The sequence below is a fragment of the Hymenobacter seoulensis genome (assembly GCF_054780535.1).
The window spans coordinates 419,960-445,895 of the sequence record NZ_BAAGWD010000002.1 but is presented as its reverse complement, the minus strand read 5'-3'; the positions used below and the strand labels follow the sequence as shown (position 1 = coordinate 445,895).

20 protein-coding genes are annotated in these 25,936 nt (G+C 57.5%); 10 read left to right on the top strand and 10 right to left on the bottom strand.

Going from position 1 to position 25,936, the window contains the following annotated elements; all coding sequences use genetic code 11:
* Window positions 1–278: 278 nt before the first annotated feature.
* Both ACYVHC_RS09715 and ACYVHC_RS09710 read right to left on the bottom strand, forming a co-directional pair.
* Window positions 279–1,808, bottom strand: a complete 1,530-nt coding sequence (locus tag ACYVHC_RS09715; protein WP_460613512.1) for a dienelactone hydrolase family protein — start codon at window positions 1,806–1,808, stop codon at window positions 279–281.
* Window positions 1,809–1,854: 46 nt separating this feature from the next.
* The gene (locus ACYVHC_RS09710; RefSeq protein WP_460614307.1) at window positions 1,855–3,528 is read right to left on the bottom strand and encodes a M1 family metallopeptidase; all 1,674 of its coding nucleotides are present in this window, start codon (window positions 3,526–3,528) and stop codon (window positions 1,855–1,857) included.
* A 264-nt stretch (window positions 3,529–3,792) separates the two neighbouring features.
* Here ACYVHC_RS09710 and yedA point away from each other — a divergent pair, with 264 nt between their 5' ends.
* The 4 genes from yedA to ACYVHC_RS09690 all read left to right on the top strand — a co-directional run bounded on the left by yedA (window position 3,793) and on the right by ACYVHC_RS09690 (window position 8,753).
* On the top strand, window positions 3,793–4,737 hold the full coding sequence (yedA, locus tag ACYVHC_RS09705) for a DMT family transporter (RefSeq protein ID WP_460613510.1): 945 nt from the start codon (window positions 3,793–3,795) through the stop codon (window positions 4,735–4,737).
* A gap of 130 nt (window positions 4,738–4,867) precedes the next feature.
* Window positions 4,868–7,612: an alpha-L-rhamnosidase-related protein gene (locus ACYVHC_RS09700; RefSeq protein ID WP_460613508.1), complete on the top strand. Its 2,745-nt coding sequence runs from the start codon at window positions 4,868–4,870 to the stop codon at window positions 7,610–7,612.
* A 211-nt stretch (window positions 7,613–7,823) separates the two neighbouring features.
* Complete coding sequence (locus ACYVHC_RS09695) at window positions 7,824–8,225, top strand: group III truncated hemoglobin (RefSeq protein WP_460613506.1); 402 nt, start codon at window positions 7,824–7,826, stop codon at window positions 8,223–8,225.
* Between the two features lie 159 nt (window positions 8,226–8,384).
* Window positions 8,385–8,753 carry a group III truncated hemoglobin gene (locus tag ACYVHC_RS09690; protein WP_460613504.1) on the top strand — a complete coding sequence of 123 codons (369 nt, stop codon included), beginning with the start codon at window positions 8,385–8,387 and terminating at the stop codon, window positions 8,751–8,753.
* Window positions 8,754–8,948: 195 nt separating this feature from the next.
* On the opposite strand, the gene odhB is transcribed toward ACYVHC_RS09690, so the two are convergent.
* From odhB to ACYVHC_RS09675, 3 genes are all read right to left on the bottom strand, one after another.
* Window positions 8,949–10,643, bottom strand: a complete 1,695-nt coding sequence (gene odhB, locus ACYVHC_RS09685) for a 2-oxoglutarate dehydrogenase complex dihydrolipoyllysine-residue succinyltransferase (RefSeq protein WP_460613502.1) — start codon at window positions 10,641–10,643, stop codon at window positions 8,949–8,951.
* 139 nt (window positions 10,644–10,782) lie between these two features.
* Entirely contained in the window at window positions 10,783–13,629 is a 2,847-nt protein-coding gene (locus tag ACYVHC_RS09680; RefSeq protein WP_460613501.1) for a 2-oxoglutarate dehydrogenase family protein, read from the bottom strand.
* A 201-nt stretch (window positions 13,630–13,830) separates the two neighbouring features.
* A complete protein-coding gene (locus ACYVHC_RS09675) occupies window positions 13,831–15,021 on the bottom strand; it encodes an SMP-30/gluconolactonase/LRE family protein (RefSeq protein ID WP_460613499.1) in 1,191 nt (396 codons plus the stop codon).
* 450 nt (window positions 15,022–15,471) lie between these two features.
* Between ACYVHC_RS09675 and ACYVHC_RS09670 the strand changes: the two genes are divergently transcribed.
* Window positions 15,472–15,993, top strand: a complete 522-nt coding sequence (locus ACYVHC_RS09670; protein ID WP_460613498.1) for an RlpA-like double-psi beta-barrel domain-containing protein — start codon at window positions 15,472–15,474, stop codon at window positions 15,991–15,993.
* A 30-nt stretch (window positions 15,994–16,023) separates the two neighbouring features.
* Here ACYVHC_RS09670 and ACYVHC_RS09665 read toward each other — a convergent pair whose 3' ends face one another.
* Together ACYVHC_RS09665 and ACYVHC_RS09660 are read right to left on the bottom strand one after the other, a co-directional pair.
* Complete coding sequence (locus tag ACYVHC_RS09665) at window positions 16,024–17,040, bottom strand: hypothetical protein (protein ID WP_460613496.1); 1,017 nt, start codon at window positions 17,038–17,040, stop codon at window positions 16,024–16,026.
* Window positions 17,041–17,252: 212 nt separating this feature from the next.
* Window positions 17,253–17,660, bottom strand: coding sequence for a hypothetical protein (locus tag ACYVHC_RS09660; RefSeq protein ID WP_460613494.1), 408 nt, complete (start codon window positions 17,658–17,660; stop codon window positions 17,253–17,255).
* A 144-nt stretch (window positions 17,661–17,804) separates the two neighbouring features.
* On the opposite strand from ACYVHC_RS09660, the gene ACYVHC_RS09655 reads away from it, so the two are divergent.
* The gene (locus ACYVHC_RS09655) at window positions 17,805–19,817 is read left to right on the top strand and encodes a WG repeat-containing protein (RefSeq protein ID WP_460613492.1); all 2,013 of its coding nucleotides are present in this window, start codon (window positions 17,805–17,807) and stop codon (window positions 19,815–19,817) included.
* A gap of 59 nt (window positions 19,818–19,876) precedes the next feature.
* On the opposite strand, the gene ACYVHC_RS09650 is transcribed toward ACYVHC_RS09655, so the two are convergent.
* On the bottom strand, window positions 19,877–20,263 hold the full coding sequence (locus tag ACYVHC_RS09650; RefSeq protein WP_460613491.1) for a DUF6799 domain-containing protein: 387 nt from the start codon (window positions 20,261–20,263) through the stop codon (window positions 19,877–19,879).
* A gap of 231 nt (window positions 20,264–20,494) precedes the next feature.
* Here ACYVHC_RS09650 and ACYVHC_RS09645 point away from each other — a divergent pair, with 231 nt between their 5' ends.
* On the top strand, window positions 20,495–20,821 hold the full coding sequence (locus tag ACYVHC_RS09645) for a hypothetical protein (RefSeq protein WP_460613489.1): 327 nt from the start codon (window positions 20,495–20,497) through the stop codon (window positions 20,819–20,821).
* Between the two features lie 97 nt (window positions 20,822–20,918).
* Here ACYVHC_RS09645 and ACYVHC_RS09640 read toward each other — a convergent pair whose 3' ends face one another.
* Entirely contained in the window at window positions 20,919–22,454 is a 1,536-nt protein-coding gene (locus ACYVHC_RS09640) for a hypothetical protein (protein WP_460613488.1), read from the bottom strand.
* 237 nt (window positions 22,455–22,691) lie between these two features.
* Between ACYVHC_RS09640 and ACYVHC_RS09635 the strand changes: the two genes are divergently transcribed.
* From ACYVHC_RS09635 to ACYVHC_RS09625, 3 genes are all read left to right on the top strand, one after another.
* Window positions 22,692–22,910, top strand: a complete 219-nt coding sequence (locus ACYVHC_RS09635) for a CsbD family protein (RefSeq protein ID WP_460613486.1) — start codon at window positions 22,692–22,694, stop codon at window positions 22,908–22,910.
* Window positions 22,911–23,039: 129 nt separating this feature from the next.
* Window positions 23,040–23,624 (top strand): hypothetical protein, encoded by a 585-nt coding sequence (locus tag ACYVHC_RS09630; RefSeq protein ID WP_460613485.1) that lies wholly within the window; start codon window positions 23,040–23,042, stop codon window positions 23,622–23,624.
* Window positions 23,625–23,670: 46 nt separating this feature from the next.
* Window positions 23,671–24,498 carry a DUF1206 domain-containing protein gene (locus ACYVHC_RS09625; RefSeq protein WP_460613484.1) on the top strand — a complete coding sequence of 276 codons (828 nt, stop codon included), beginning with the start codon at window positions 23,671–23,673 and terminating at the stop codon, window positions 24,496–24,498.
* A 141-nt stretch (window positions 24,499–24,639) separates the two neighbouring features.
* On the opposite strand, the gene ACYVHC_RS09620 is transcribed toward ACYVHC_RS09625, so the two are convergent.
* The gene (locus ACYVHC_RS09620; protein WP_460613482.1) at window positions 24,640–25,857 is read right to left on the bottom strand and encodes an NAD(P)-dependent oxidoreductase; all 1,218 of its coding nucleotides are present in this window, start codon (window positions 25,855–25,857) and stop codon (window positions 24,640–24,642) included.
* Window positions 25,858–25,936 lie beyond the last annotated feature (79 nt).

Here is a 25,936-nt window from a genome sequence, read left to right as displayed (position 1 = left end):
GAACAAGCAGCAACGTAAAAGAACGCCCTGTTGCGCTTGGGGCGCCTCACGCTCGGGGCTGAAGCATTTCGCTTGGCGACGGTTGCAGTAATTAACCGACCTAGTGTTTACAGCAGACCGTTCTGCTGCGCTTGCCGAACCGAAGGTCGTCTTAGACAAGCCTCTCGATTGGCTGAGGTTGGGCTAGTAAATAGAACGTCATGCTGAGCGCAGTCGAAGCATGACGTTCTATTTATCAGCGTGACGTTCTGTAGCTTCAACGCGTTGGCGGCAGGGCGTTAGTTAGCAGCACCTAGGGCCTTTAGCCGCTTCTGGGCGTTGGTATTGCCGGGGTTAAGCTCCAGGGAGCGGCGGTAGTGCCGGATGGCCGCGGGTGTATCATGATCGTTTTCGTCGGCTTCAGCGAGGCTATCGAAGAGGTTGGCGTCGTTGGGATAAAGCTCCGTGCCCAGGGCGAAGATGGCCCGGGCAGCAGATGGGTTGCGCGCCTCGCGCAGAAGCTGGTAGCCCCAGGTGTTCAGCGTGCCTTCCGACAACGCAAACGTGGGCTCCTGTTGCTGCATCCGGCGGTAAACTTCCGGGGCTTTACCGAAGCCTTCCTGGGCCAGGGCAGCCGCGAAGCCAGCCTGCGTGGGCATGGGGCCGGGGCGGGCGGGCAGATGGTAGAGGCGGGCCATATGGGCTGGCACACCGTTCTGCGTAGGCGTGCGGCTCAGAAACTGACGGCCGGTTGCGGCGCCTTTCAGGTTGGCGTTGAGGAACTCCAGAGTGTAGCGGCAGGTCCAGTGGTAGGCAGCTTCTACCTCAGCGCGGGAATACTCGGTGAAGTGCTCCGGCCCAGCTACACGCAGACCGATGGTGGAAAAGTCTATGTGCTCCATCGGGTTCATGACCACGTGGTAGAGGTCCGCGTACTTTGCTTCGTTCAGCAGAATTTCCGTGGTTCCCATCCCTTTGGCGCTGAGTTCGCGCACCGATTCGGAGCGGCGCTGCACGTAGAGCCACGGTACGGTCAGGCGCACGCGGGACACGGGCTTAGCGTCCTCTTGGGCTTTGGTGCCATCAAAGCTGACTATTGCGGCAATGCGCGAGTCTTGCGTGGCCGCCAGCGCATTAGCCAGGCCCCCCCAGCTCCAGCCGGCCGCGGCCACATGGGCCATGTCGGCCTGGGGCAGGGTGTGGGCGTATGACAGCAGGAACTGGATATCACGCGCCTGCGTATCAAGCCCTTCTGCGTCGTAGTTCATGTCCTTGGTGCGCGTGCCCAGGCTGCGGCTGGCCAGCACTACGTAGCCGTGGCTGGCGAGGTATTCGCACAGATCGGCGGCTTCGTGGGCCGTGCCACCGCCGCCAGCAGCATAAATCACCACCGGAAACTTGCCAGACGCCGCCGGGGCATTCTGCACGGCCCACATGCGCTGATCGAAGAGCTGTTGTGCTTGCTTCGGGCCTACCTGGGCGGCGGCCCACTGCAGCTTGTCAGCCAGGAAGGCTGCAGCTTCCGCATCGGTTCGGCTGAAGTTATCGTCAGTGGCCTCCGTGCGCAGGTAATCGGCGTATCGGATGGGTGCGCCTCCTTTCTGGGCCGGATACCACACCAGCGTTTGCATGGGGCGCGCCAGCTCGCCGGTGGTTGGTTTTCCGGTTACGGCATCGGTACGGCCCTTATAGGCCCGCGCGTAATCGTATTGCTGCACCACACGGAAGCCAACGGTGTGCGGGCCGGCTTTGAGGTCGGCGAAGCCGGAGCCGGCGTGGACAACTTGGGCCGAAAGACCCAGCATAAGCAGGACTAGTAAGCGAATCATGGGAGGGGAGAGGGTGAGACAGGGTGTAAACGTACGGAGGGTGCCCCTATTCCACCAACACCCCGATGTAGTAGTTCTCCGTATCGATTTCCAGGTTCTCTTTGGTAAGGCCAGGCAGGTTGAGGGGCTGGAGGGAGGTAGTAAGCGGCAGGGTGCGGTACTCGCCGCCTTTGGTGCGCACCCGAATGGGCAGGTTAAACTCGTGCACCTCGGCAATCCAGCGGGCCTGGGCACCGGTTTCCGTGAAGCGTACCTCCAGGGTAGGCAGGCCAGCATGGCGCAGGTATTGGTCGAAGATGGGCGCGAGGTTCTGGCCGGTTTGCTGGTTGAAGTACCCTAGTATTTGCTCAGTGGTCACGGTTTGGTGGTAGAAGGTGCGCGAGAGGCCGCGCAGCAGCTCGCGCCACTTGGCATCGTCGGGCACGTAGGCTGTGCGGATGAGGTTGAGCATATTGCTGCCCTTGTCATACATGTCGGAGGAGCCCTCGCGGTTTACCTCGTAGGGGCCGATGATGGGGCCATCGTTCTGGATGTTGCGGCGCTGGCCATGGATGTACTGCTGCCCCGCCTGTTTGCCGAACTGGCTTTCCACGAACAAGGCCTCGGAGTAGCACGTGAAGCTTTCGTGGATCCACATATCGGCAATATCCTTGCTGGTAATGTTGTTGCCGAACCACTCGTGGCCGCTTTCGTGAATAATGATGAAGTCCCACTTTAGGCCCCAGCCCGTGGCCGAGCGGTCTTTGCCGAGGTAGCCGTTTAGGTACTTGTTGCCGTAGGCCACGGCACTTTGGTGCTCCATGCCCAGATGCGGCGTTTCCACCAGCTTGTAGCCATCTTCATAGAACGGGTACGGTCCAAACCACGATTCCATGCTTTTCAGCATAGGCTTCACGTTGGCCGCAAACTGCGTTTTGGCTTTGGCTAGGTTTTCGGGCAGCACCCAATAGTCGAGGTTCAACTTGCCTTTTTCACCGGCGTATTCATCGGAGAAATGCGTGTAGTCGCCCACATTCAGGGCCACGTCGTAGTTGTTGATGGGGTTGCTCACAAACCAATCGAAGCGGGTGGCGCCGCCTTTGAGCTTGGTGGTGTTGCGCAAGCGCCCGTTCGAGACATCCTTCAGGCCTTTAGGCACCGTCACGCTGATGAGCATAGAGTCGGGCTCATCGGACTGATGGTCTTTGGTGGGCCACCAGATGCTAGCCCCCACGCCCTGGCAAGCCGTGGCTACCCAGGGTTTGCCCTTGCCATCTTGCGTGAACACCAGGCCGCCGTCCCAAGGTGCGTTCTTGGCCTCGGTGGGCTGACCCGAGTAAAACACCGTAAACGCCGACCGGCTGCCTTTCCGGATGGCCTCCGGAAACGTTACAAACACGGCGTTGGCCTCCCGCGTGAAAGGCACCGGTTTCCCTAGGTACTCTACCTTGTCTACCTTCAGGTTGGCAAACAAATCAAACTGCAGCTTCGTGAAATCCTGCGTGGCCGTAAACCGAAACTCGTTGGAGCCGCTGATGGCTTTTTTGGCTATGTCCAGCTTTACATCGAGGTGATAGTAGTTGACGTCGTAGCAGGTGCGCAACGGGGTGAGGGCGCCGCGCAGTGAGTCGGCGCGGGTGAAGGCGGGCTTGGGTTGCAGCAACTGGGCCGAGGCCCCAAGCGAGCAGCTTAGCAGGCCGGCCAGAAGAAATGAAACAGATGGACGCACGGAGAGGAGAATAGAGTACAAAGCAAAGAACGGAATTACCACCAAAGCGCTGCTTGTCGATGCGCGCAGGGCTAGGGCTTTTGCTACTGCGTGAGCGGGCCCCACCGCTATGCAGAGCGCACTAGGCTAGTAATCTGGCTCAACCCTGCTCAGCAGCAGCGTTTACGGCTCAGGTACAGAGCACTGTTTGAGCGGCACCTACTCACATTCCGGGAAGAAAGGCCAGATTACTTGCCCAAGCGGCGTAGGTTTGTGGCCTCATTTGCGCTTCCATTCATGTCAACTCCGGCTTCCTCCCCTACCCGCGTTTCCTTATTGCTCGCCTTTGCGGCGGTATATATTATCTGGGGCTCCACGTACCTGGGCATCCGCTTCGCTATTGATTCTATTCCGCCCCTGCTGATGGCCGGCACCCGCTATGCCTTAGCCGGCGCGCTGCTGTATGGCGTGATGCGGCTGCGCGGCGAGCCGGCCCCCACCTGGCGGGGCTGGGGCACGGCACTCGTTATTGGCACCTGTTTGCTGGGGTTCGGCAACGGCGGCGTAACCCTGGGCGAGCAGTACATCCCGACGGGACTGGCAGCGCTGCTGGTGGCCACGGTGCCTATGTTTCTGGCCATACTGGGCTGGTGGAGCGGGGTGGCGCAGCGCCCCACGCTGTGGGTAACCTTGGGCCTGGTTTCGGGGCTAGTGGGCGTGTACCTGCTGGCCCGCACGCCGGGCGCCAGCCACGTGGCGTTGCCCGGACACGAGGGGCTAGGCGTAGGAATGGTTCTGACGGCGGCTATGGTATGGGCGGTAGGCTCGTTGTACTCTAAGCGCCATCAGCCGGCCCCGTCGCCGTTCCTTTCTGGTGGCATGCAGATGCTGTGCGGCGGCCTTGTGATGTTGGTGGTGGGCCTGTTGAAAGGTGAGTCTGAGGGATTCGAGCTGGCCCAAGTCACCACGAAATCGTGGATAGCCTATGTGTACCTGGTTACGTTCGGGAGCATTGTGGCCTTCACGGCGTACATCTGGCTGCTGCGAGCCGTGGAGCCGGCGCTGGCGGGTACGTATGCCTTCGTGAACCCAGTGGTGGCAGTGCTGCTGGGCTGGGCTTTTGCCGGCGAGAGTTTGAACGCGGGCATGCTGGGCGGCGCGGCCCTGATTGTAACGGCCGTGGCGCTGGTGGTGCTGGGCGGCCGCAAAAAGTCTACCACCGAAACTCCTGACGGCGCGTAGCCACACAGCACCGGTCGGTTTACTAGCCCCCGCGCCGGCCCAAACCGCCCGAACTATACTAGGGCCGCCAGAACCCTGTAGCATCGTTATCTTTCCGGAGAGCCCTCGTCGGGTTCGGCACCTTTCCCTTATGCGCAACTCCTTTCTTTCGGCCAGTCTGCTCACGCTCGGCCTGCTTGGTTCCTGCCAGATGCAAAAAGCCTCTACCTCTACTACCCCTGCAGCCGCGCCAAACCTCGCGGCTACGCCCGTGTGGCAGTCGGCGGCCTACACCGTATTCCGCGACTCGTTGGTGCAGGGCCGGAACGTGGCCCGTGCCCTCTCGCGCACCGAGCTGACCTCCAACTACCACAGCCCAGCCAACGAGTCTCAGAGCCCGCAGGTAAGCTTTAAGTTCAGCCTCAACGGCAAAGACAACGAAATGCAGCCTGGCCAAGACCACGTATTTATGGCCGTACCCCAAGCCAATGGCGGAGCCCTGGAAACGCCGGTTATTGTCTTCGGTCAGCAGTATGTAGACAAAACGCCGGTTCCGGCCAACACCTACCTGGCGCCTAATACGCCGCTAAAAATTCGGTTGGATATGCGGCCGGTGTTGGCGGCTTTCCAGCAGCAGGGCTTCTACCAGCTCTATAATGGGCAGAAGCTGTACAAGGATGACTTTAAACATGTGTTTGTGGCCGGCAACACCGCGCCGCTGAGCTGGGACTTTGATAATCTGATCAATAAGCCCCAGCTCGAGCTGAAGGACCCGGACGGCAACGGCATCTATGAGGCAACGCTGGTGCTGAACTCGCACTCCGATGCTAAAACCACTGCTGGCAGCTGGAAGCAGAGCCTCGATGTGTCGGGTTTCCCGCAGATGACGTCAGACTACCCGCTGCTGGACGCCCTGTACAATCTGGCGCTGGAAGAGGCTAAGCGCGCCGTGGAGCCCGATGGCACCTTCCGCACGGGCCAGGAGTGGGCCGGCGTCTGGACGCGCGACATTAGCTACAGCATTATTCTGTCGCAGGCGCTGCTGCAGCCCGAGGTAGCCAAAACCAGTTTGTTGCGCAAGGTTACACCCGATGGCCGCATCATTCAGGACACGGGCACGGGCGGCGCCTACCCCGTCTCTACCGACCGTGTTATCTGGGCCACGGCCGCCTGGGAAATTTACAAAGCTACCGGCGATGAGGCGTGGCTGCGTAAGGTGTACCCCATCATCAAAAAGACCGTTGACGACGACCAGCAAAACGCCTATGACGCCACACCAGGCCTAGTACGCGGCGAGTCGTCGTTTCTGGACTGGCGCGAGCAAACTTATCCGAAGTGGATGCAGCCTGTGGATATCTTCCAGAGCGAGAACCTGGGCACCAATGCGGCGCACTTTCAGGCCAACCACGTGCTGGCCCTGATGGCCGATAAGCTAGGAGAATCTGCCGTAGCCGCTCAGCATCGGACTGCCGCCGCCCGCATCAAAGCAGGCATCAATGAGCATCTCTGGCAGGAAGAGAAAGGCTATTATGGCCAGTTCCTGTACGGGCGCAATGCCCTGAGCCTGTCGCCGAAAGCCGAAGCCTTGGGCGAGGCGTTGGCTGTGCTGTTTGAGGTAGCCGATGCGCCGCGGGCCAGCCGGGTAGTAACCAGCACCCCCGTGATGCCCTTCGGTGTTCCGTGCATTTATCCCCAGATTTCGGGCATCCCGCCGTACCACAATAACGCTGTGTGGCCCTTCGTGCAGAGCTACTGGGGCTTAGCCGCCGCCAAAGTGGGCAACGAAACCGCCTTCCTAGAAAGCCTGATGGCCGTGGCTCGGCCCGCCGCGCTGTTTCTGACCAACAAGGAGAACTTTGTGGCTAGCAACGGCGACTTTGCGGGTACCCAGGTAAACAGCAGCGTGATGCTTTGGAGCCTTTCCGGCTCGTTGGGGCTAGTGTACAAAGGCTTGTTTGGCATGGACTTCCAGGCCGACCAACTCACGTTCCGTCCCTTCGTGCCGCAGGCTTTGCAGGGCACACGCAAGCTCACCGGTTTCAAGTACCGCAATGCCGTGCTGCATGTGGAAATGACGGGCTTCGGGCGCACCATTCGCAGCATCACGATGGACGGCCAGCCCCTGCCCGATGCGACCATACCCGCAACCCTCAGCGGCTCGCATACCATCCAAATCGAGCTGGCCAACGAAGCCCCCGCCGCCTCTACCCAAAACAAAGTAGACCATCACGTGGCCCTGCCCACGCCCGCCGTGCGTTATGCCAACGGCCAGCTCACCTGGGCGCCCGTGGAAGGAGCCACAGCCTACCAGGTGCTACGCAACGGCCAGTTTGCGGCCCGCACCACCGAAACCAGCGTTGCCGTTACCGCTCGCCCTGGCATGTATACCGAGTACCAAGTGGTAGCCGTAGATGCCGCCGGCTTCGAGAGTTTTGCTAGTGAGCCGCTGGCCGTAGGGGCTGATAAGCTGCGCACGGTAGTAGAGCTGGAAACGGCCACAGCCAAATCAACCAAGCCGTACAAAGGCTACCTGGGCAAGGGCTTTGTGGAAATCAGCACGACGCAGAACCGCACCCTCACGGTGCGCGTGCCGGTGCCCGCTACCGGCTTGTATGCGGTTGATTTCCGCTACGCCAACGGCAATGGCCCTATCAATACCAGTAACAAGTGCGCCTTCCGGACGTTGCGCTACAACAACACGCCCATAGGCACCGCGGTACTGCCCCAGCGCGGCGTAGAGGAGTGGTCGGATTGGGGCTACTCCAACCCCGTGCTGGTCACGCTGCAAAAGGGCACCGCTACCCTATCCCTCACATTTGACCCAACTAATGAAAATATGAACGGGGAGGTGAACCAGGCCATGCTCGACCAACTCCGCCTGACGCGTATAAAGTAGAAAAGCAAAACGCTCCGGCTCACGTAAGTCGGAGCGTTTTGTTTGGGGCATGTTTCTGAGCGTAACTCTGTTATCTACTAGGGTGCATAAGCGGCCAAACCTACTACTGGTTGGTAATACGCCTGCTATGTACTAGGTAGCCAAAAGGCCTGAACCTCCTTACCCAGTATTTTTGCTGCCGCTTCTCCTTCACCGTATTTCTTCTTTGGCTATGGCTGATTCTGCTATTTCTCTGCCCGATATTTCCACGGAGGCCGACATCCGCCTTTTGGTAGATTCCTTTTACAGCCGGGTGCAGCAAGACGAGTTGCTAGGCCCCATTTTCGAGGCAGTGGTGCAGGGCCACTGGCCGCGCCACCTGGCTACCATGTACGATTTCTGGAGTGGACTGCTGCTTGGCACAGGCCGCTACCGGGGCCGTCCGTTTCCCAAACATCTGGCTTTGCCCGTAGATAGCCAGCATTTCCGGCGCTGGCTGACCCTGTTCGTGGAGAATGTAGATGCGCATTTCAGTGGCCCCGTTGCCGATGAAGCCATTCATAAGGCGGGCAATATTGCCACCGTTTTTGAGTACCGAATCAGGCAAGCCCGCGACCCGCTGCACATTCTGTAAGTTTTTTATAAAGAGAGATTTATAAATTATTTTAGATACTATTGGGCCACGATTAGGAAGACCTCAAAAGAATGCTGGAAAATATTTCTTTATAACTGGCGAATATTCTGCAACCTGCGTAAATTCGCTACGTATCCACTCGTCCTACCCCTCTTCAGTATGGCTATAACTCCGACTCTTCCTGATCTGCGCACCGAAGGTGACATCAAGACGCTGGTGGATACCGCGTTCAGCAAAGCAAACGAAGATGAGCTGCTGGCTCCGCTGTGTAGCGCCGTAGCGCGCGTACACTGGCCCCGCCACCTCACCTCGCTTTACGACTACTGGAGCACGGCCCTGCTAGGTACCACCCGCTACAAAGAGGGCGAGATGGTACCGTTGCATTCGGCCATGCCCGCGCAAGGCCCCCTGTTTCAGCGCTGGGTTTCGTTGCTAAAACGCACCGTTGACGAAAAATTTGCTGGCACCAAGGCCGAAGAAGCCAAGACCAAAGTGGCTAGTATGGCCTCTGTGTCGCGGGGTGCCTAACCTCTCGTTTTTAAATTCCCACCCCTAATACCCGCCCCTTCCTCACCCCATCCACCCACCCGAAAAAAGCCCCATGGTTTATTCCATGGGGCTTTTTTGTGCTTGAAGCTGTACAAGCTGATGTACCCAGTTTTAAAGAAAAAGCCACGTCTCAGAGCAGAGACGCGGCTTTTTATATTCTAGACTCACAGTTGGTTACACACCTAGAAGCAGACGCGTTGGGTCTTCGAGGAGCTCTTTCACGCGCACCAGGAACGACACCGACTCGCGGCCGTCGATGATGCGGTGGTCGTAGCTGAGGGCCAGGTACATCATGGGGCGAATCACTACCTGCCCGTTCTCGGCAATCGGGCGCTGCACGATATTGTGCATCCCCAAGATAGCCGACTGCGGTGCGTTGATAATCGGGGTGCTCATCATAGAGCCGAACACACCACCGTTGGTAATGGTGAACGTACCGCCGGTCATTTGCTCAATAGTGAGCTTATTGTCGCGGGCCAGAGTAGCGAGGCGCACGATTTCCTTCTCGATTCCATCAAACGACAGCTCTTCGGCGTTCCGGATTACGGGCACTACCAGGCCTTTTGGGGCTGATACCGCAATGCTGATGTCGCAGAAGTCGTTGTACAGGATGTCGGTGCCATCAATCTGGGCATTCACGGCGGGCCATTCTTTCAGGGCCACGCACACGGCCTTCGTGAAGAACGACATGAAGCCAAGACCCACGCTGTGCTTCTCCTTGAACTTGTCTTTGAACTTGTTGCGCAGGTCCATGATGGGCTGCATGTTCACCTCGTTGAAGGTAGTGAGCATGGCCGTCTCGTTCTTCACCGATACCAAACGACGGGCTACGGTTTTGCGCAGGTTGCTCATCCGCTCACGGCGTACGTTGCGGTTGCCACTAGCTGCCGGAGCCGCCTGAACTGCCGCGGGGGCTTTAGCAGGAGCAGCAGGGGTAGCGGCCGGAGCTGGAGCAGCCGGACGAGCTTGAGCGTTCTGGGCATCTTCCTTGGTGATGCGACCATCCCGGCCCGAGCCTTGTACATCGGCGGGGTTAATGCCTTTCTCACCGAGAATCTTACCAGCCGCGGGCGAAGGCGTGCCGGTAGCGTAGCTTGTAGCGCTGGAAGATACGGGAGCTGCCGCCGCTGAAGCAGCCTGGCTAGCAGCCGGAGCAGTGGCCGGAGCTGAAGCAGGAGCCGCAGCGCCGCTACCTCCCTCAATGCGGGCAATGGTTGCCCCAATACCAATGGTTTCGCCTTCCTTGGCAGCATGGCGCAGCGTGCCGCTACCTTCAGCAGGCAGTTCAAACGTGGCCTTATCCGACTCTAGCTCGGCAATAATTTCGTCGCGCTGTACTTGGGCGCCGTCTTCTTTCAGCCACTTGGCTACGGTTACTTCCGTAATGGACTCCCCTACTGCCGGAATCTTCATCTCCACCGTGGCACCACCGCCACCATTGCCAGCTGGAGCAGCTGCCGGAGCGGTAGCCGTTGGCGTATCAACCGAGCCGGCCTGCGACCCACCGTAGCCGCTCTGGTTGCTGGCTTGTGGGTTTTGCTCGCCCTGGGTTACTGGATCAGCGCTGGTGGCTGCCGAAGTGCTAGCAGCCGGAGCTGCCGCAGGGGCCGAAGCCGCTGGTGCACTAGCTACGCCATCACCGCTGATGTCAGCAATGGTAGTCCCGATGCCAATAGTTTCGCCCTCGGCTACCCGGATTTTCAGCACGCCATCGGCTTCGGCGGGCAGCTCAAACGTGGCCTTATCCGACTCCAGCTCGGCAATGATTTCGTCGCGCTTTACGGTGTCGCCGTCGGCTTTCAGCCATTTGGCAATGGTAACTTCGGTGATAGACTCGCCAACGGCGGGGATTTTAATTTCCAGACCCATAGGTGGGAGAATTGAAGGGTTTCGGTGGGGTTGTAGCGCAAGCTAAGCAGCTTACACTCCTGAACGACTTATTGGGAGAGACTTTGCAGCACCCGAGTGCCTAGTATCCTTACGGTACGGAAGCAGTCGGGCGCTGTGCTTAGTCCTGCTTCTTAGCAATTTCGGCAGTGGCTTCAATGTTGTTGTCGGCCACAGCCTCCATGGGCTTATCGAAGGCGCGGGCTACCAAGTCTTTCTGCTCTTTCACGTGCACCTTGTTGTAGCCAGTAGCCGGCGACGCCGAAGGCTTGCGCGAAATCACATCTTCTAGCTCGCGGCGCATAAAGCGCAGCAGGTAGTTCCAGTAGCCCATGTTCTCGGGCTCCTCTTGTACCCAGTACACTTTTGCCTTTGGATACTTGGCCAGTTCCACATCCAGTTGCTTCTTGGGGAAGGGGTGCAGCTGCTCCAGACGCACGATCGCCACGTCCCTGCGGCCCGACTTCTGCTGCTCTTCCAGCAAATCGAAGTACACTTTGCCCGAGCACAAGAGCACGCGCTTCACCTTTTTGTCTTCGGCGTATACGTCGCCGAGTACTTCGCGGAAGGTACCGGAGGTGAATTCCTCCACCGGCGATACGCACAGCGGGTGGCGCAGCATCGATTTGGGCGACATCACCACCAACGGCTTACGGAATTCCCAGGTCAACTGGCGGCGCAGGGCGTGAAAGAAGTTGGCCGGCGTGGTCATGTTGGCCACGATGATGTTGTTCTCAGCGGCTAGCTGCAGGAACCGCTCGGGGCGGGCATTGGAATGCTCGGGGCCCTGGCCTTCGTAACCGTGAGGCAACAGCATCACGAGGCCGTTCATGCGCTGCCACTTGCTCTCCGACGACACAATGAACTGGTCAATCATGGTCTGGGCGCCGTTGGCAAAGTCGCCGAACTGTCCTTCCCAGATAACCAGCGCCGTGGGGTTGGCCATGGCATAGCCGAATTCGAAGCCTAGGACGCCGTACTCACTTAGCAGCGAGTTATAGATGCGCAACTGTTCCTGGCCTTCGCCAATGTAATTCAGCGAGTTGTACGGTGCCGACGTTTCGGCGTCGTGCAACACGGCGTGGCGGTGTGAGAACGTGCCGCGCTGCACATCCTGGCCGCTTAGGCGCACAATGTGGTTTTCAGCCAGCAACGAGCCATAGGCGAGCAGCTCGCCCGCCGCCCAGTTCAGAGTCCGCGACTCGAAGAACATCTTCTTGCGTTCCTCCATCAGCTTTTCAATCTGCTTCAGGGGGCGGAAGCCTTCGGGTAGCGTCGTGAGGGCTTTGCCAACTTTCTGCACCAGCTCCTCGCTGATACCTGTTTCCGGCGACTGCTCAAAGTCCTCGGGCTTGCTGCGGCGCAGGCTGCGCCACTCGTTTTCGAGGGCTTGGTAGTTATAAGGAAGCGGCTTCTGCTTTACTAGGTCCAGCCGGGCCTGCAAGGTGTCGCGGAATTCCTTGTCCATCTGAGCCGCCAGTTGCGCGTCTACATCGCCGCGCTGCACCAGCATGGCGTTGTATACTTCGCGGGGGTTCTGGTGTTTGCTGATGAGGTTGTAGAGCGTAGGCTGCGTGAACTTCGGCTCATCCGACTCGTTGTGACCGTGGCGGCGGTAGCACACCATATCAATAAAGATATCGGCCTGGAACTGCTGACGGTACTCAGTGGCGAGTTGCACGGCAAATACAACGGCTTCGGGGTCGTCACCGTTTACGTGCAGCACCGGCGCGTCGATAATCTTCGCTAGGTCAGTGCTGTAGATAGACGAGCGGGCGTCTTCAAAGTCCGTCGTGAAGCCTACCTGGTTGTTGATTACGAAATGAATGGTTCCGCCCGTCTTGTAGCCTTCCAGCTGCGACATCTGCGTTACCTCGTAGCCAATGCCCTGACCCGCTACGGCAGCATCGCCATGAATCAGGATGGGCAACACCTTATTGTAGTCATTGTTGTAGCCATGGTCGAGCTTGGCGCGCACAAAGCCCTCTACTACCGGGTTCACCGCTTCCAGGTGGCTAGGGTTGGGGGCCAGTTTCAGGTTTACACTGCGGCTGCCGGCATCTACCTGGCTGCTGTAGCCCATGTGGTACTTCACGTCGCCGTCGCCCATGGTCAGGTCCGGTACGGCAGTGCCCTCGAATTCCGAGAAGATCTGCTCGTAGGTTTTGCCCATGATGTTGGCTAGCACGTTCAGGCGGCCGCGGTGGGCCATACCAATCATCACTTCCTCTACGCCCAACTCGGCACCTTTCCGAATGATGGCGTCGAGGGCAGGAATAGTGGTTTCACCCCCTTCCAGCGAGAAGCGCTTTTGGCCGAGGAATTTGGTGTGCAGGAAATTCTCGAATACAACGGCTTCGTTGAGCTTGCTCAGGATGCGTTTCTTGTATTCCACGCCAGGGTTAAAGCTCAGCGAGTCCTTTTCAACTTTCTCGCGGAACCAGTCGAGTACCTGTGGGTCGCGGATGTACATATACTCGAAGCCAATGCTGCGGGTGTATATTTTATCCAGCGCGGCCACAATGTCGCGGAGCTTGGCGTTGGTGCCCAGCCCAATTACTTCGCCGTTTTTAAAAGTAGTATCGAGGTCAGCCTCACTCAGGCCGAAATCAGACAAGCTAAGACGGGCCTTGCGGTCTTTGCGCTCCCGCACCGGGTTAGTGCGGGCTACTAAGTGACCACGGCTGCGGTAGGCATGAATCAGGTTACGTACCTGCGTTTCCTTATCGGCCGAAACTGCGTCAACAGCCCGAATGCTTCCGGCGTTGTTGGTGCTAGCCGAGGTAGTAAGCACGCCTTCGCCATCAGCCTGCGCACCACCGTTTTCGGAGTACTGCTGAGCAAAGTCGAAGCCCTCAAAGAATTTCTGCCAGCTTACGTCAACCGATTGCGCATCGGCTTTGTAGGACTGGTACAGTTGATCAATATATTCGCCGTGGGCATTGGCGATGTAGGAGTAAGCATCCATGCGGTGGGAGCTGATGGTTCGGGGGTAAAGGTAAATAGCAGAATTAGAAAGCAGAAACTGATATTCGCATGTTCAAATAAACTTATAAATCAACCATATAATTTCTTGAGGTGTAGCGTTAGATCTAACAACTTTCAATCTATCAAATAAAAAGAAAAGCCGCCTCTGCTACCAGAAGCGGCCTTCCTGAATAGTTACCTTCTACTGAGGGGTAGCCATCTTGAAAATGTAGTAGGGCTGGTCTTGCTTGCCTACCCCTTTGTTCCAAGTAGGGGTTTTGTGAATGGCTGAGGTGGTAACATAAAGAGTTTTACCATCGCCGGAAAACGCAAACGTATCGGGCCATTCAAGGCGGGGGTCCTGCACCACGGTTTCTATCTTGCCATCGGGAGTGCGGCGCTTGATGGAGTGGTCTTCGAATGCCGTCAGGTACAAATTGTTTTTTGCATCGATTTCCATTCCATCGGAGGCAGGCACTTTGCCTAGGTCTTCAATCTGTTGAGCCAGCTGGGCATCTGATAAAGCCGGGTTACGCAGGGCTTCCGTTTTAATTCGGAATAGCGTGTAGCTCGTTAGGGGTTTCCAGTAGAGGTACTGCATGTCCTGGCTCAGGGCAATGCCATCCGCATTAAAGCGGGCCCGCTTTCCGCTGGCATCAATCAGTTCCTTGCCATCGGCCTTGATGTTGAGGGTCGTATCGCCCATCATGGATGGGTGCGTAGCCAACAGCTTCCGCGACTTGCCAGATTTTAAATCGACCACCACTAAGCTTCCTACCCCCGATTCTGTGATGTAGGCATAGTTATTCTGGGTATCGATGCGCACATCGTTGAGGTAAGATTTGCGGGAGGCAACGTTTTCGGGGATGCTGATGTTCTGCACAACCTGGTTGGTCTTGGGGTCAATCTTGACCAGCTTGGGCCCACCGGGTACTGTGCCTTTAATACCCGGAGAGGCGGGGTCAAGCACCCACAGCATGCCGGTTTTGTCGGCATGTACACTTTGGGGGCAGATCCAGTGTTTCTGGGGCTCGTTCTTAACCGTTTCGTTCCAGGCGCACCAGTTGGCATCAGGGTAAGGCTTAACCGAACCGTCGGCCCCAACTTCTGCTACTGGCGCTACTGGGTTATTGTCCCAGCGCGGAAAATCCGCAAACACGCGACCATCAGGCAGCACGGCTACTCCCACCATTTGCGGCTCCCGGAACTGAGCTACCACCTGTAAAGGTGAGTTGGCAGGTGCCACTGGGGTAGTAGCTGTAGAGTCGGTGGCAGTGGAAGTGGCCCCATCAGTGGAAGGAGCAGGTGAAGAGCACGCGGCTAGCAACGAAATGGCTAGCAACCCCAGCCCACGTCCGGTGGCTTGGTAGCCTGAAACAGCAGAATATAGCATGAATAGAGAAGTAGGAAAGAGAAACTGTGAGGCCGCTCAAGTAAGAAGGCTGAGCTTGTTAGTTCCATACGAACTCTCTCCCGGGAGGTTCCTATACCTAGTACAACCTTCTGCCAGCAGCCCGCGTAAGGGGCCGGACTATATCAGGTTTTAGCTATGCCTAAATACTAATTTCATTAGCATAGGTCAAAAATCCATTTAAAAAAAAGTGTGTACCTTTGACCCCTTCAAAAACACATCATTTTGTAAGTACAACTAATTATAATAATTATCTATATTTAGCTCCACTTTTACCCTTAAACCTGTCTGTTTTCGGCCTAAACGCCGCTTACTATACTTACTGGGGCGTTTTTTCTGTGCTAATGCAGATGGCGCTCTTCCCATAGCCGAGTCGGGCCGGCTGTCCATCCTCTCCGGACCAGATTGCGAGAGTTCACGAACCCCTAAGCCATGTCCATTGCGCTATTCCTACTGACGTTCCTCTTCCCTCCCCGTACCCTTTCTGCTTCTGCTCTGGCCCTGCCCTCTACCGTGGCGAGCCTAAGCCCCCGTCCGGTTGGCGTAGCCATACCGGTGATGCCCCTAAAAAAGGCGCCCCTGACTTTGTCGTACCGCGTGACGGCAACTACTTACTGGCCCGAAGTGGGTCAGACGGATGACAACCCGATGGAAACCGCCGACGGCTCCATCATTCCAAAGCGCCATTCCAGCAAAACCCGCTGGCTTGCCGTTTCCCGCGACCTACTTGACAAGTGGGGCGGACCATTCAAGTACGGCGAAAAAGTGCGCGTACACGGTATTTCCGACGACCTCGACGGCGTCTATATTATTCACGACACCATGAACCGCCGCCACCGCCACTGCGTGGACGTGCTGGTGAACGAGCGTGAATGCAAAAAAGGCTTAGAAGGCCGTTGGCCTAATATCCGGCTTAGCAAGCTCGGGCCGGAGCCTACTTGGCAAGCCAGTTAAACTTAGCGTAACCTCCTCTCTATCTGACCGCTATCCTTGCGGCGGATAATAAGCTAGTACCTGTGGCTGCCCGTCAGCATCATACAAAAACGACAGCGGCTCCTCAGGATTACACATGATTTCTTCCAATGGAATCTGCCATTGTTTCCACATTTCCAGCAACGACTGGGCATACGCGCTGTTTTCCCACGGATTAAAGATGGAGTTGGTTACGTCGTCGATGAGCGTATCCATCACCACCTCCGTATCTCCTGGCTGCACTGCCCGGGGGTAATAGTCGGGAATTACGTTCAGCAGATACGCCGCATAGTACACGCGGGCCTTAAACTCAGCCACTTGCACCGGGTGTAATGGCCGGGTGGCATCGTGATACACGCGGCGCATAGCCTGCTGAATGATACCATTATCTACCAGGCAGGCTACCAGCACGGTTTCATCGAGCTTAATGCTGAATGCGAGTGTACTCAGGTCGTCATCGTACCAGAAAGGCAGCGGGTCTTCCTGCGGGTCGGTTTCCAGAATGAATACGGAACCGGGCGTAAACTCATCGTACTCCATGGGTACGCGCAACGCTTGCAACGGCTGGAAAAAGGCTTGAAAACGCCGCAGAAACTGAGCATTTTCGGCCAGCGGATACTGGGGCTTAGCTAGTGGGTCCAGCTCGTTTAGCAGCTCCGTCATCAGGATGCCGTAAAACATCTTACCCAGCCACAAAAACAGGGTCTGCTCATCCAGCTCCCGAAAGACTGCTATGCCTTGCGCAGCTGCTGCTTCCAAGCGTGCCTCCAGCGGCTCTACGTGTTGCGTTCGGCAGGTTGGGCAGCAGGCAATCCGGAGGTCTTGATAGGCTACAATGCTCAGGTCCAGCAGTTTAATCTGCCGTTCGTGCAGCTGGTAGCGCGTCATCAGCCACTCGGCAAATACCGGTATGGTATCCTGGAGCGGGGTAGTGGGCGTACCGCACAGAAAGCAGTGGCGCATACTAAAGCGCATGCCTTCAAAAGGATCATACAACGCTAGGTTGTCTAGGGGCTGAAACTCGGACATAGCTGACAGAAATGAAAGCGCAAAAGTACGGGCAACGGCTACATCTGCGGCCACTAGGTGCAGAAAGCGTCCGAACCTGTGCTACAGCGGCACTCCACTACCCAACAGCAAGCTGAATTACACCCCTGGCATCCGACGAGTTGCTACCCCATTAGAAAGCCCCGACTGCTTGCAGCCGGGGCTTTGTGCGTAAGCCGGACCTAGCAGCCAGCTTAGTCTTTGCGAGAGAGAGTGGAGCCCAGCTTAATGAGCAGTTTGCCTAATTGTGCCAACGGGGCGCTGTAGCCATCGGAGGTTTCGTCGGCCACTTTGGAGGTTTCGGCGCCAAGTGTAGCTAGCGTTTCGGCCATGTCGTGGGGCTGGGTATCGGAGGCGGAAAGCTGCTCGCGTAGCGTGGTCAGCTCCTGAATAATTTTGGCTAGGCCAGGCCGCTCCGAGGCCCGCAGCACTTCAACCCAACGGTCAATTTCCGTCAGGCCTTGGTCGCCGATTTTCTCGGGAGCACCGCCGTTCAGCAAGTTCAGGGTATCTTCGAGCAATGCTGTGTTCTGCTGGTCGGTTACGTCGAGCTGCACAGTGGGGATAGCCGGGGTCTGGGGGGTGGAAGCAGTGGAATCCATGAGTGTAAAAACAAGAAATGAGCAGGAGAGGTATCAGGCTATACTTGCCCCGGCGCGGAAAAGTTGGCCTACCTCCGGCCGATAACCCTCATACAACCCCGGCGCTTACTTCTGGCCGAAAAGTTGCGGCCCTGCCGCGTGTTTATGTTGCATACCTACTTAGCTGCTCCTTTTTCCTCACGTACCCGTCAGCAGCAATTTGAAGCCGTAACGGCTGCGCTACGGGCCGAAACCGGGGCGCCGGACACGCTGCTGCTAGGCAATATTTCGCCCTCAACCGGCCCGGCAATTCAACCAGTAGATGCGGTGGTACTGCGGCCGCGCAGCATCACGCTGCTACAACTGCTGCCCGGCGGCGGCGAGCTGCACATTCCGGAGTTGCGCACCGGCACCTGGCTGCTGGATGGCGCCCCACTGGAGCTGCCCGACAACGCCCTTAACCCCTACGCCCGCTTTGAACAGCAGCGCACGGCTCTGGCCGCCTGGCTGGCGCCTCATCTGCCACCCGAAGCTGCTAACCTGCAGTTTATTACTGGCCTGACGCTGTTTAGCGCGCCGGTACGGTTCAGCTCCTCCGTGGAGGCCCAGATGGCCGCGGTGCCAGCTGCCGCTACCTTTCATTTACTCCCTGACCCAACCCGCTTCACGCGCCGGCTCACTCAGCTTGCTACCCCTGAAATCGACCTTACGGCGGCCGACTACCACCACTTGGCTCACAGCCTAAACCTGCCGTTAGCCGACTTGCCGCCCCTACCCTCTGCCTCAGAGGAAACTACCCGAACGAACCCGGATGCCGGGGCAGCCTTGCGGCAAAAGGCTGGCAAGCTATGGCGGTGGTTGGGTGCCGAAGATATAGATGAGGTTGACAGGCGCACCAGCGGTTACGAAGTAGATCTGGAAGCCCGCAGTCAGGAAAAGCAGGAGTTAGAGCACTTGCGCACCAGCTTGCAGGCCGATATCAGCCAGCAACTCCGGGCCATGCAGGCGCGCGAAACGGAGCGAGAGCAGCGCATAGCCAACCTGCAGCAGCAACTCGCCGCGGCTCCGGTAGCGCCCGATGCGCCCCATCTGCAAGCCCAGCTCGCGGCCGAAAAACAGGAGAAGATGGCGCTGGAAAACTCCATTCAGGCGTACCGCGCGGAGCTGGCCAACCGGAACCAGGAGCTAGGCAGCAAAATTCAGCAGCTGGAAAACCTGATTCAGCGCCTTTCCTCCGCCCCACCCATACCTGCGCTGGGCAGCACCGCCATTCCGCCGGCCGTTACTACCCCGTCGGCTACCAGCGGTACTTCGCCAGCCAGCACACCAGCCACTGAAAAAACATCCGCACCGGCATCTGCAAAACAGGTGCAGTTTGGCCGGCCGGCAGAGGCCCGCCAACAGTTGCTGGCGGGCCTAGAACGGTTGCGCCCAGCCTTGCGGCATGCGGGTGCCCGCCTAGGGTCATTCGCGAGCCGAATCCGGAGCCAGCCGCGCAATGCTACTTACTTAGCTGGGGCCGGGGTAGTAGCCGTTTTAGCCGTGGTTGGGGTTAGCAGATGCGGTAGCCATGACGTGCCCCTTGCTTTTCAGCAAAACGGCCAGTACGGCCTGCTCGCCTCTGATGGCGATACCCTAGCCGAGGCCCGTTACACCAGCATCGGGGAGTTTCGGGAGCACCGCGCCGTGGCGGAGCGGGATGGAGTTTTCGGGTTTCTGGATGATGAAGGCGAAGAAGTTATCGCGCCTGCCTACGATGCCCTATTTCCGTTCAGTGGCCCCTATGCCAGGGCCCGCGTAGGTCGGCTGTATACCTTTCTGGATGAAAAAGGCGAAGAATTTGGGGCCTTCTATTATGCTGCCCGCGACTTTGCCGAGGGCTACGCGGCAGTACTCGACTACCGGGGCTGGCACTACATCACGGGCCCCGAGGAGTCCGCCGCTGCACCCGTTGTATTTCAGGAAGCCTACTCCTTCGATCAGGAACTGGCCCGGGTGAAAACCGATGGGTATTTCACCTTTATCCGCCCCGAGTACCTAGCCGATACCACCGAAGGAATTGCTCCTTTCAGCCGCTATACCAGCGCCACCGACTTTGATGCGCAAGGCCGTGCTCAGGTAGTGCAGCAAGGCCGCCGCTTTTACATCGGCCGTGATGGGCAGGAAATTACTGAGTAAGGGGTTGGGCTTACAAAGCAGCCTAGCCGCGTGAACACACTAGGCGGAGCAATTGCCGCTTAATCGTCGTGCTTGCGCTTCCACTTGTTTTTTCCGTGCCCCTTGCCTTTGCCGCGTCCCTTCCACCGCTGCCCCCACGCATTCTGAGCAGCACTTGCGGGAGTTACAGAAGAACGGGCACCTAGTAGCAAGCGGCCATCGTCCTGTTTGCTGACAGCCACGGGTTCGCCGAGCAACGAGCAGCCTTGTCCATCCTTAAGCTCGGTGCGCTGGCCGTCACGGCTTACCACAAATCCGTCGCGGGTGATGAGGCGCCCATTAGGCAGGCGTACGTCGCGGGTAAGGAGGCGCGCCTCCCCGTTGCGCACCGTAAACATGCTACCGTCACGGCGCTGAAACCCATCGTTGGCCTGCGCTTGCACCTTAACCGCCGCACTCAGCAGCAAAACCAAAAAAAGGCAAACCCGAACCATCATCTGAAAGCAGTAAAAACCGGCCACTAACGCTACGGTTTGGCCCTACTACGAAGGTAGCAGCTGAGAGTTAGCCAAGGCCTGGTAGGCAAGCTTCGGCTCTTGCTACGGGCTAGTGGGTTACTTTCCGAGGCAGTTGATATTAAGCTAGGTACAACGCCAGCTGTTGTGCTTCTCTCAATCCTTCATACGTATATCTGCTCCATGAAAACGCTGTTCAAAACCCTGCTTGCTGTCGTTGCTATTTCATTTGCTGCTACTTCCTGCACTCAAGAAGGCAAGCAGAATGCAGAGGCTGCCGCCGATAATACGGAGGCTGCTGCCGAAAATGCAGGTGATGCTGCCGCTGCCGAGGCTACCAACGCCGCTAATACCACCGAAAATGCCGTTGACAACGCGGGCCAGACCGTAGAAAATGCTGCTGATAAAACGGCCGCCGAAACCAAAGAAGCCGCCAACGAGGTGAAAGCCGAAACCAAGGAAGCAACCGGCGACGCCAAAGCAGAAATCAACGCTGCTCAGAATAACTAAGGACATACTGCCTGCATATAAAAAAGCCCGCGCTACTGCTAGCGCGGGCTTTTTTGTGGTCTTCTTGGGCACTTTAGGGCCAAGCAGGGGCTAGTGTTTAAGCAACTAAAATGGGTTCCGTAGCACCGGCCAGTTCCAGCAGCACCTCGTAGTAGGGGCGGCCCTTAATGCGCGCCTGAAGCCAACTGTAGAAGCTCAGTGCCTGCAAATCTTCCTTCTCTAAGGGCACAAAGGCCGGGATGCGGGCAGCCCTAGCAGCAAAAGCGGTAGTGCCTACAATGGTTGGGTTCTCGGTGATGTCGCGGACGAGTTGCAGGTAGTACAGCACCGCCGAGTATCCACCCCCATCAGCCCCGAAGCGTTCCTTAATCAGCCGCTCAATGGCCCGCAGGCGGTTGAAGGCTAAGTCGGGGTTGCCGAGCTCTAGCTGCGTGAGCATCTCGCCCATATTCCGGTTCAGCACCCACTCTACCCCCATTTCTTGCTCGCACCAGTGGTCGGAGCGGCCAATAGCCATGAGGGTTTGGTTGGTTTTTTGGAACTGCCCTTCGGCGAAGTAGTGGAAGCCTAGGCCCAGCCGGGCCGTGAGTTGGTCGCGCGGAGACAGGGGCGTGCGCAGAATGTCTTCCAGCAGCCGAATGCTTTCCGGGTTACGGCGCAAAAAGGCGTAGTTGGCGGCCAGCAGAAACGTATAGCGCGGTAGCAGCGTGGCGGCGTGCAACCGTGGGCCGGCATCCAGCACTGCCCGGAGCCGCTCCAAGTACTCCACCGACTCGCGGAAGCGCCGAGTGCGGTACAGGGCATGCGCAATCATGTACAGCAGCCCCGTTTGGGCCTCACGGTGGGCCGGCAGGAAGCCGTGGCGCTTCTCCATGAGGTGGTAGCAGCGCATCACAAAGGGCGTGAACGAGAGGTAGTCGCGGCGCACGAGCATGGCGGCCCGGGCAATGGACATGAGGCGGTGAAGCAGAGCCGGGCGCCGGGCAAAGGCTTCCTGCAAGTCATACTCGCGCAGCACATCCTGCAGAATCACATCAAACGATTCGCCGGCCCGACCTTTTACGCGGGCTTCGCGCAGGCGCTGCCGAATTAGGCTGTCGGCAATGTTGGCCCGCTCTTCCTCATCGGCATACTTCTTATTCAGGTTCCGGCGCCGGATGATGTCGGCCAAGTCATCACCATACTTGCTGTTGGCTTGTGCAATCTGGAGGTTGTATACCGTATTAAGTAGTTCATACTGTTCGTTCTGGCACGCCAGCTTTTCAGCTTTGCGCAACGTGCTCCAGGCCAGCCGCGGCACACCGGCATCAAACAGATACTGCGCCAGCGTGAGCAGCCCCCGTACTGAGGAAGCGGCCGTGGGGTCTTGCTGGCGTTGGCGCAGCAACAAGTAATCGGTGAGGTGGCGCATAAGGCGCTTGCGCAGGGCATAATACGCCACGGCATTGGCCTCTTCCGGATAAAGCTTCCGTAATAATTCCTCGGTGTTGTATTCCTTCGGCTGTAGCAGCAAGTCGCAGAGATTCAAGTCCATCCGCCCTTTCTGCTTACGGCGCTGGCGCTGAATAAACTGCCGGAATTCTTTCCGGTCATCGGGTGAAAAAGTAGCTAGCGTAGTTCTTAAATCATCCATTCTGATAAGTAGCTGAAAATATGTGTCAATGATACTGAATGTGGGCCATAGTTTTTTCTATTCTTCAACAATACATTTTACTTATTAACACCTTATATTACAGCATCTTGGCCTTATTTACTAGGTATACTATAGGCGCAAACCGGGTATGGTAAGCGGTGGGCAAGTGGGCCACGCAACTCCTCTTTAAGCACAGCCGTACACAGCCTACCATTTCCACTCTAATCTGACACCCTTATGGACGCTAATAATAACGGCATCGATGATGCTACCGAACTGCGGGCCCGCGGCAACTGGAATGAAGTAAAAGGAAAGGCTAAACAGAAGTGGGGCAACCTCACCGACGACGACCTGGACTATCAGGAAGGCACGCAGGATGAATGGTTTGGCCGTTTGCAGCATAAAACTGGCGAAACAATTGATGACATTAAGCACTGGTTTCAGCGCACGTTTTAAGTAGCTGTACAAATTAAGCAAAGCCCGACACTAATTAGTGTCGGGCTTTGTTGCGTTTATAACAAGCTAGTGGCTAGTAATATATACACCATTCAATATTTTTTATAACTTTAGTCATCAGCAACATGTATGAAAACCCCGGTTGAGGAATTGCGTGCGGTGGGGAATACAGCCTTACTACGGCTGCCTAAAACTGCTTTTTTCTGTTCCCGTGAGTACCCGCCCAGCATTGAGCGCATCACGTACTTGTGGGCTATGGAACAGCGGCAGCTGGGCTATTGTGTGCTTTCTGGGTTTCATTCGCGGCTAGAGCAGTCTGTTTTCCGGTTTCTGCGCCGTGATTTTCAGCAGCCCATTGTGTATGCCCTGGCACGGGGTATGCAGCCATCGTTGCTGATGGAATATGAGCGCGACATCCGGCTGGGGCGGCTGTTGTTTCTGTCACCTTTTGAGCCGGAGGTGCACAGCATCACACCAGAAACTGCCGAAATCCGCAACCTGCTTATTGCGGACCTGGCCGACCGGTTTTTTATTCCTTATGTGAGCCCAGGCGGCAACTTAGAGCGGCTGCTGCAAAGTGAGCCGGCACTGGGTAAGCCGTTGGTAACGCTCAATTTGCCGCAGAATGCTGCGCTGCTGCGGGCGGGTGCCTGCGTATACCAACCGCCCGGCCTGTTGGCGCGCTCTCCTTCCCGCCAACTCAACCCTGCATAAGGCATTCATCGTATGGGGAGTAGTTCCTTACTTAACCCTGTGCATCATGTCTGTTTCTAACACCGTTTTATCGGCCGTTCCTTCCTCCCCCTCGTCGGGTATCAGGGCGCTGGCCCGCTTTGGCTTTGCGGCAAAGGGCGTTGTGTATTTGCTGGTTGGTATTTTGGCACTACTAGCGGCTACGGGCCAGCAAGGTGGCCAAACAGCCGACAAGAAGCAGGCCGTGCAAACGCTGCAGGAGCTGCCCGGCGGCTCGGTTTTACTAGGCCTGATTGCGTTCGGTTTGCTTGGCTACATCATCTGGCGCTTCACGCAGGCCTTCATGGACACCGAAAGCAAAGGCTCGGGCGCTAAAGGCATTGGGCGCCGCCTAGGCTACATTGGCAGCGGCTTGCTGTATGCCAGCCTGGCTTGGTACGCGGCGCAGCTGGCCATGAACGGCTCGGCCAACAGCAGCTCAAACGGTCAGCAAACCCTCACGGCTAAAGTGCTGGGCTGGCCCGGCGGCGAGTGGATTATCATCCTCGTGGGCCTGATTATTATTGGCAGCGGCATCTACCAGATTTACCGGGCGTACTCGGGCAAATTCCAGAAGCACGTAAACGCCAGCGACCTGCCCGCCAACCAGCAAAACATTGTGTACCGCACCGGCCAGGTAGGCTACACGGCCCGCGGCATTGTGATGGCCATTATTGGCTACTTCTTTGTACAAGCCGGTCGCCAGTCGAGTGCCCGTCAGGTTGGCACCACTGACGACGCCTTCGATTTGCTAGCTACCATGGGTCCCGCTGTGCTGGGCATTGTAGCCCTGGGCCTGATGGCTTACGGCGTATATATGCTGGTACAGGCGCGCTATCCCGTGCTGCGCATCTGAGTTGCTTTGTATCCAGAAGGTTTACGACTAGAAACCACCTAGTAAAACCACTAGCCTCTTCCCACCGACAAGGCCGTTCCTGTTTTCAGGAACGGCCTTGTCGGTTTTGGAGAAAACGGCACCTAGTAAAGTAGCTAGCCGTTACGCAACGTAATCAGCCAGATACTGGTAGCGAGGCGTGAGTTGGCCGTTGCGGGCTATGGTAGCGCGCTCAATTATATCATCGGGGCCACCTTCGTGCATGAGGTGGGGTAATACGTTATCGATGAGCTGGCGGCCAAAGTCGCGGCTGGCGTTGCGGGGCAGCTCGCAGGGCAGGTTATCCACGGCCATCACCGTGATGTTGCCGGGCCGCGAATAGGCCGGTTCCAGCTGTCCGGTCTGGCAGTTATAGTCAAAAGCGGGCTCCTGGATGCTGCTACTGCGCTTAGTCGTCGGGATGGAGCCATCCACGTCGCAGGTCACATCGGCAATGGTATCAATGCGGAAGTGCGCCCGGCAGGTGTCTTCTTCCGTGAACAGCTTAGGCGCGGCCGGATGCCAGTACGCACAGGCAATCAGCAAGTTCGTAACCGGCAGAAAGTTCTGGAACGTTGATTCGTACTCCTGTGGGTTGCGGTGAAAATCAGTGGTGTCCCACACGCGCCCGTCGCGACGGCGGTTGTAGTCGGAGCTGCGCAGCTGGGTGTACACCGGCTCGTTGAAGTCGTGGTACAGATAATCGTACACGCTCACCCGCCGGATGCCCATACGGTCGAGCACTTCCACGGCGCCCTGGGCTACCCTTCCGGAACCGGTTACTACCATCTTAATGGGCGGCAACCGCTTCACCTTGAAAAACTCTTCCTGCATGTCTTCCATATCCAGGCACTGGTAGGCCGGCTTGAGTTCATACAGGCCATGTTTGCGCCCGTAGGTCAGCAGGCCATTGTAGGCGCCTACTATGCCGGCCCAGCGCCCGAACGCTACAATCCGCTCCCCGCCGTCGCGGTCCGTGAGCAGTTCGTAGTCGATGAGCGTGATATTCTTGGCCAGCACCTGGCGCAGCAGCTCCCGGTTAGCCGGCTGCTTTTTCACGGTGTGCGAGAAAAACAAGTAGGTTTTATTGGGTATGAGCTGCGCGACGGGCACTTCCTTCACGCCCATCAGGATGTCGCAATCGGCTACCTCAGGCCGCACCTCAATACCCAGGCCGCGGTATTCCTGGTCAGAAAAGCAGCGGATCGAACTTTCCTGTACCACAATCTTTAAGCCCGGGAAACGCGCTTCGGCTTCGGTGCACTTTTTGGGTGTGAGCGGTACGCGCTTGTCGGGTGGGGTTTTTCCTTCGCGGATCAGGCCAATTGTGATGGGTGGCATATGCGGTAGTGGTGGGTGGGAATCTGCCCCAAATCTGGGCAAAATATTTAAGCTGGAAAGCCCTGCTACCCATATCGGT

Excerpts from the sequence above, each read along its gene's own strand:
- odhB (WP_460613502.1), bottom strand. The coding sequence starts at position 10,643 with ATGGGTCTGGAAATTAAAATCCCCGCCGTTGGCGAGTCTATCACCGAA.
- ACYVHC_RS09670 (WP_460613498.1), top strand. The coding sequence starts at position 15,472 with ATGTCCATTGCGCTATTCCTACTGACGTTCCTCTTCCCTCCCCGTACC.
- ACYVHC_RS09630 (WP_460613485.1), top strand. The coding sequence starts at position 23,040 with ATGAAAACCCCGGTTGAGGAATTGCGTGCGGTGGGGAATACAGCCTTA.
- ACYVHC_RS09675 (WP_460613499.1), bottom strand. The coding sequence starts at position 15,021 with ATGCTATATTCTGCTGTTTCAGGCTACCAAGCCACCGGACGTGGGCTG.
- ACYVHC_RS09620 (WP_460613482.1), bottom strand. The coding sequence starts at position 25,857 with ATGCCACCCATCACAATTGGCCTGATCCGCGAAGGAAAAACCCCACCC.
- ACYVHC_RS09640 (WP_460613488.1), bottom strand. The coding sequence starts at position 22,454 with ATGGATGATTTAAGAACTACGCTAGCTACTTTTTCACCCGATGACCGG.
- ACYVHC_RS09645 (WP_460613489.1), top strand. The coding sequence starts at position 20,495 with ATGAAAACGCTGTTCAAAACCCTGCTTGCTGTCGTTGCTATTTCATTT.
- ACYVHC_RS09655 (WP_460613492.1), top strand. The coding sequence starts at position 17,805 with ATGTTGCATACCTACTTAGCTGCTCCTTTTTCCTCACGTACCCGTCAG.
- ACYVHC_RS09700 (WP_460613508.1), top strand. The coding sequence starts at position 4,868 with ATGCGCAACTCCTTTCTTTCGGCCAGTCTGCTCACGCTCGGCCTGCTT.
- yedA (WP_460613510.1), top strand. The coding sequence starts at position 3,793 with ATGTCAACTCCGGCTTCCTCCCCTACCCGCGTTTCCTTATTGCTCGCC.
- ACYVHC_RS09665 (WP_460613496.1), bottom strand. The coding sequence starts at position 17,040 with ATGTCCGAGTTTCAGCCCCTAGACAACCTAGCGTTGTATGATCCTTTT.
- ACYVHC_RS09660 (WP_460613494.1), bottom strand. The coding sequence starts at position 17,660 with ATGGATTCCACTGCTTCCACCCCCCAGACCCCGGCTATCCCCACTGTG.
- ACYVHC_RS09715 (WP_460613512.1), bottom strand. The coding sequence starts at position 1,808 with ATGATTCGCTTACTAGTCCTGCTTATGCTGGGTCTTTCGGCCCAAGTT.
- ACYVHC_RS09625 (WP_460613484.1), top strand. The coding sequence starts at position 23,671 with ATGTCTGTTTCTAACACCGTTTTATCGGCCGTTCCTTCCTCCCCCTCG.
- ACYVHC_RS09635 (WP_460613486.1), top strand. The coding sequence starts at position 22,692 with ATGGACGCTAATAATAACGGCATCGATGATGCTACCGAACTGCGGGCC.
- ACYVHC_RS09690 (WP_460613504.1), top strand. The coding sequence starts at position 8,385 with ATGGCTATAACTCCGACTCTTCCTGATCTGCGCACCGAAGGTGACATC.
- ACYVHC_RS09695 (WP_460613506.1), top strand. The coding sequence starts at position 7,824 with ATGGCTGATTCTGCTATTTCTCTGCCCGATATTTCCACGGAGGCCGAC.
- ACYVHC_RS09680 (WP_460613501.1), bottom strand. The coding sequence starts at position 13,629 with ATGGATGCTTACTCCTACATCGCCAATGCCCACGGCGAATATATTGAT.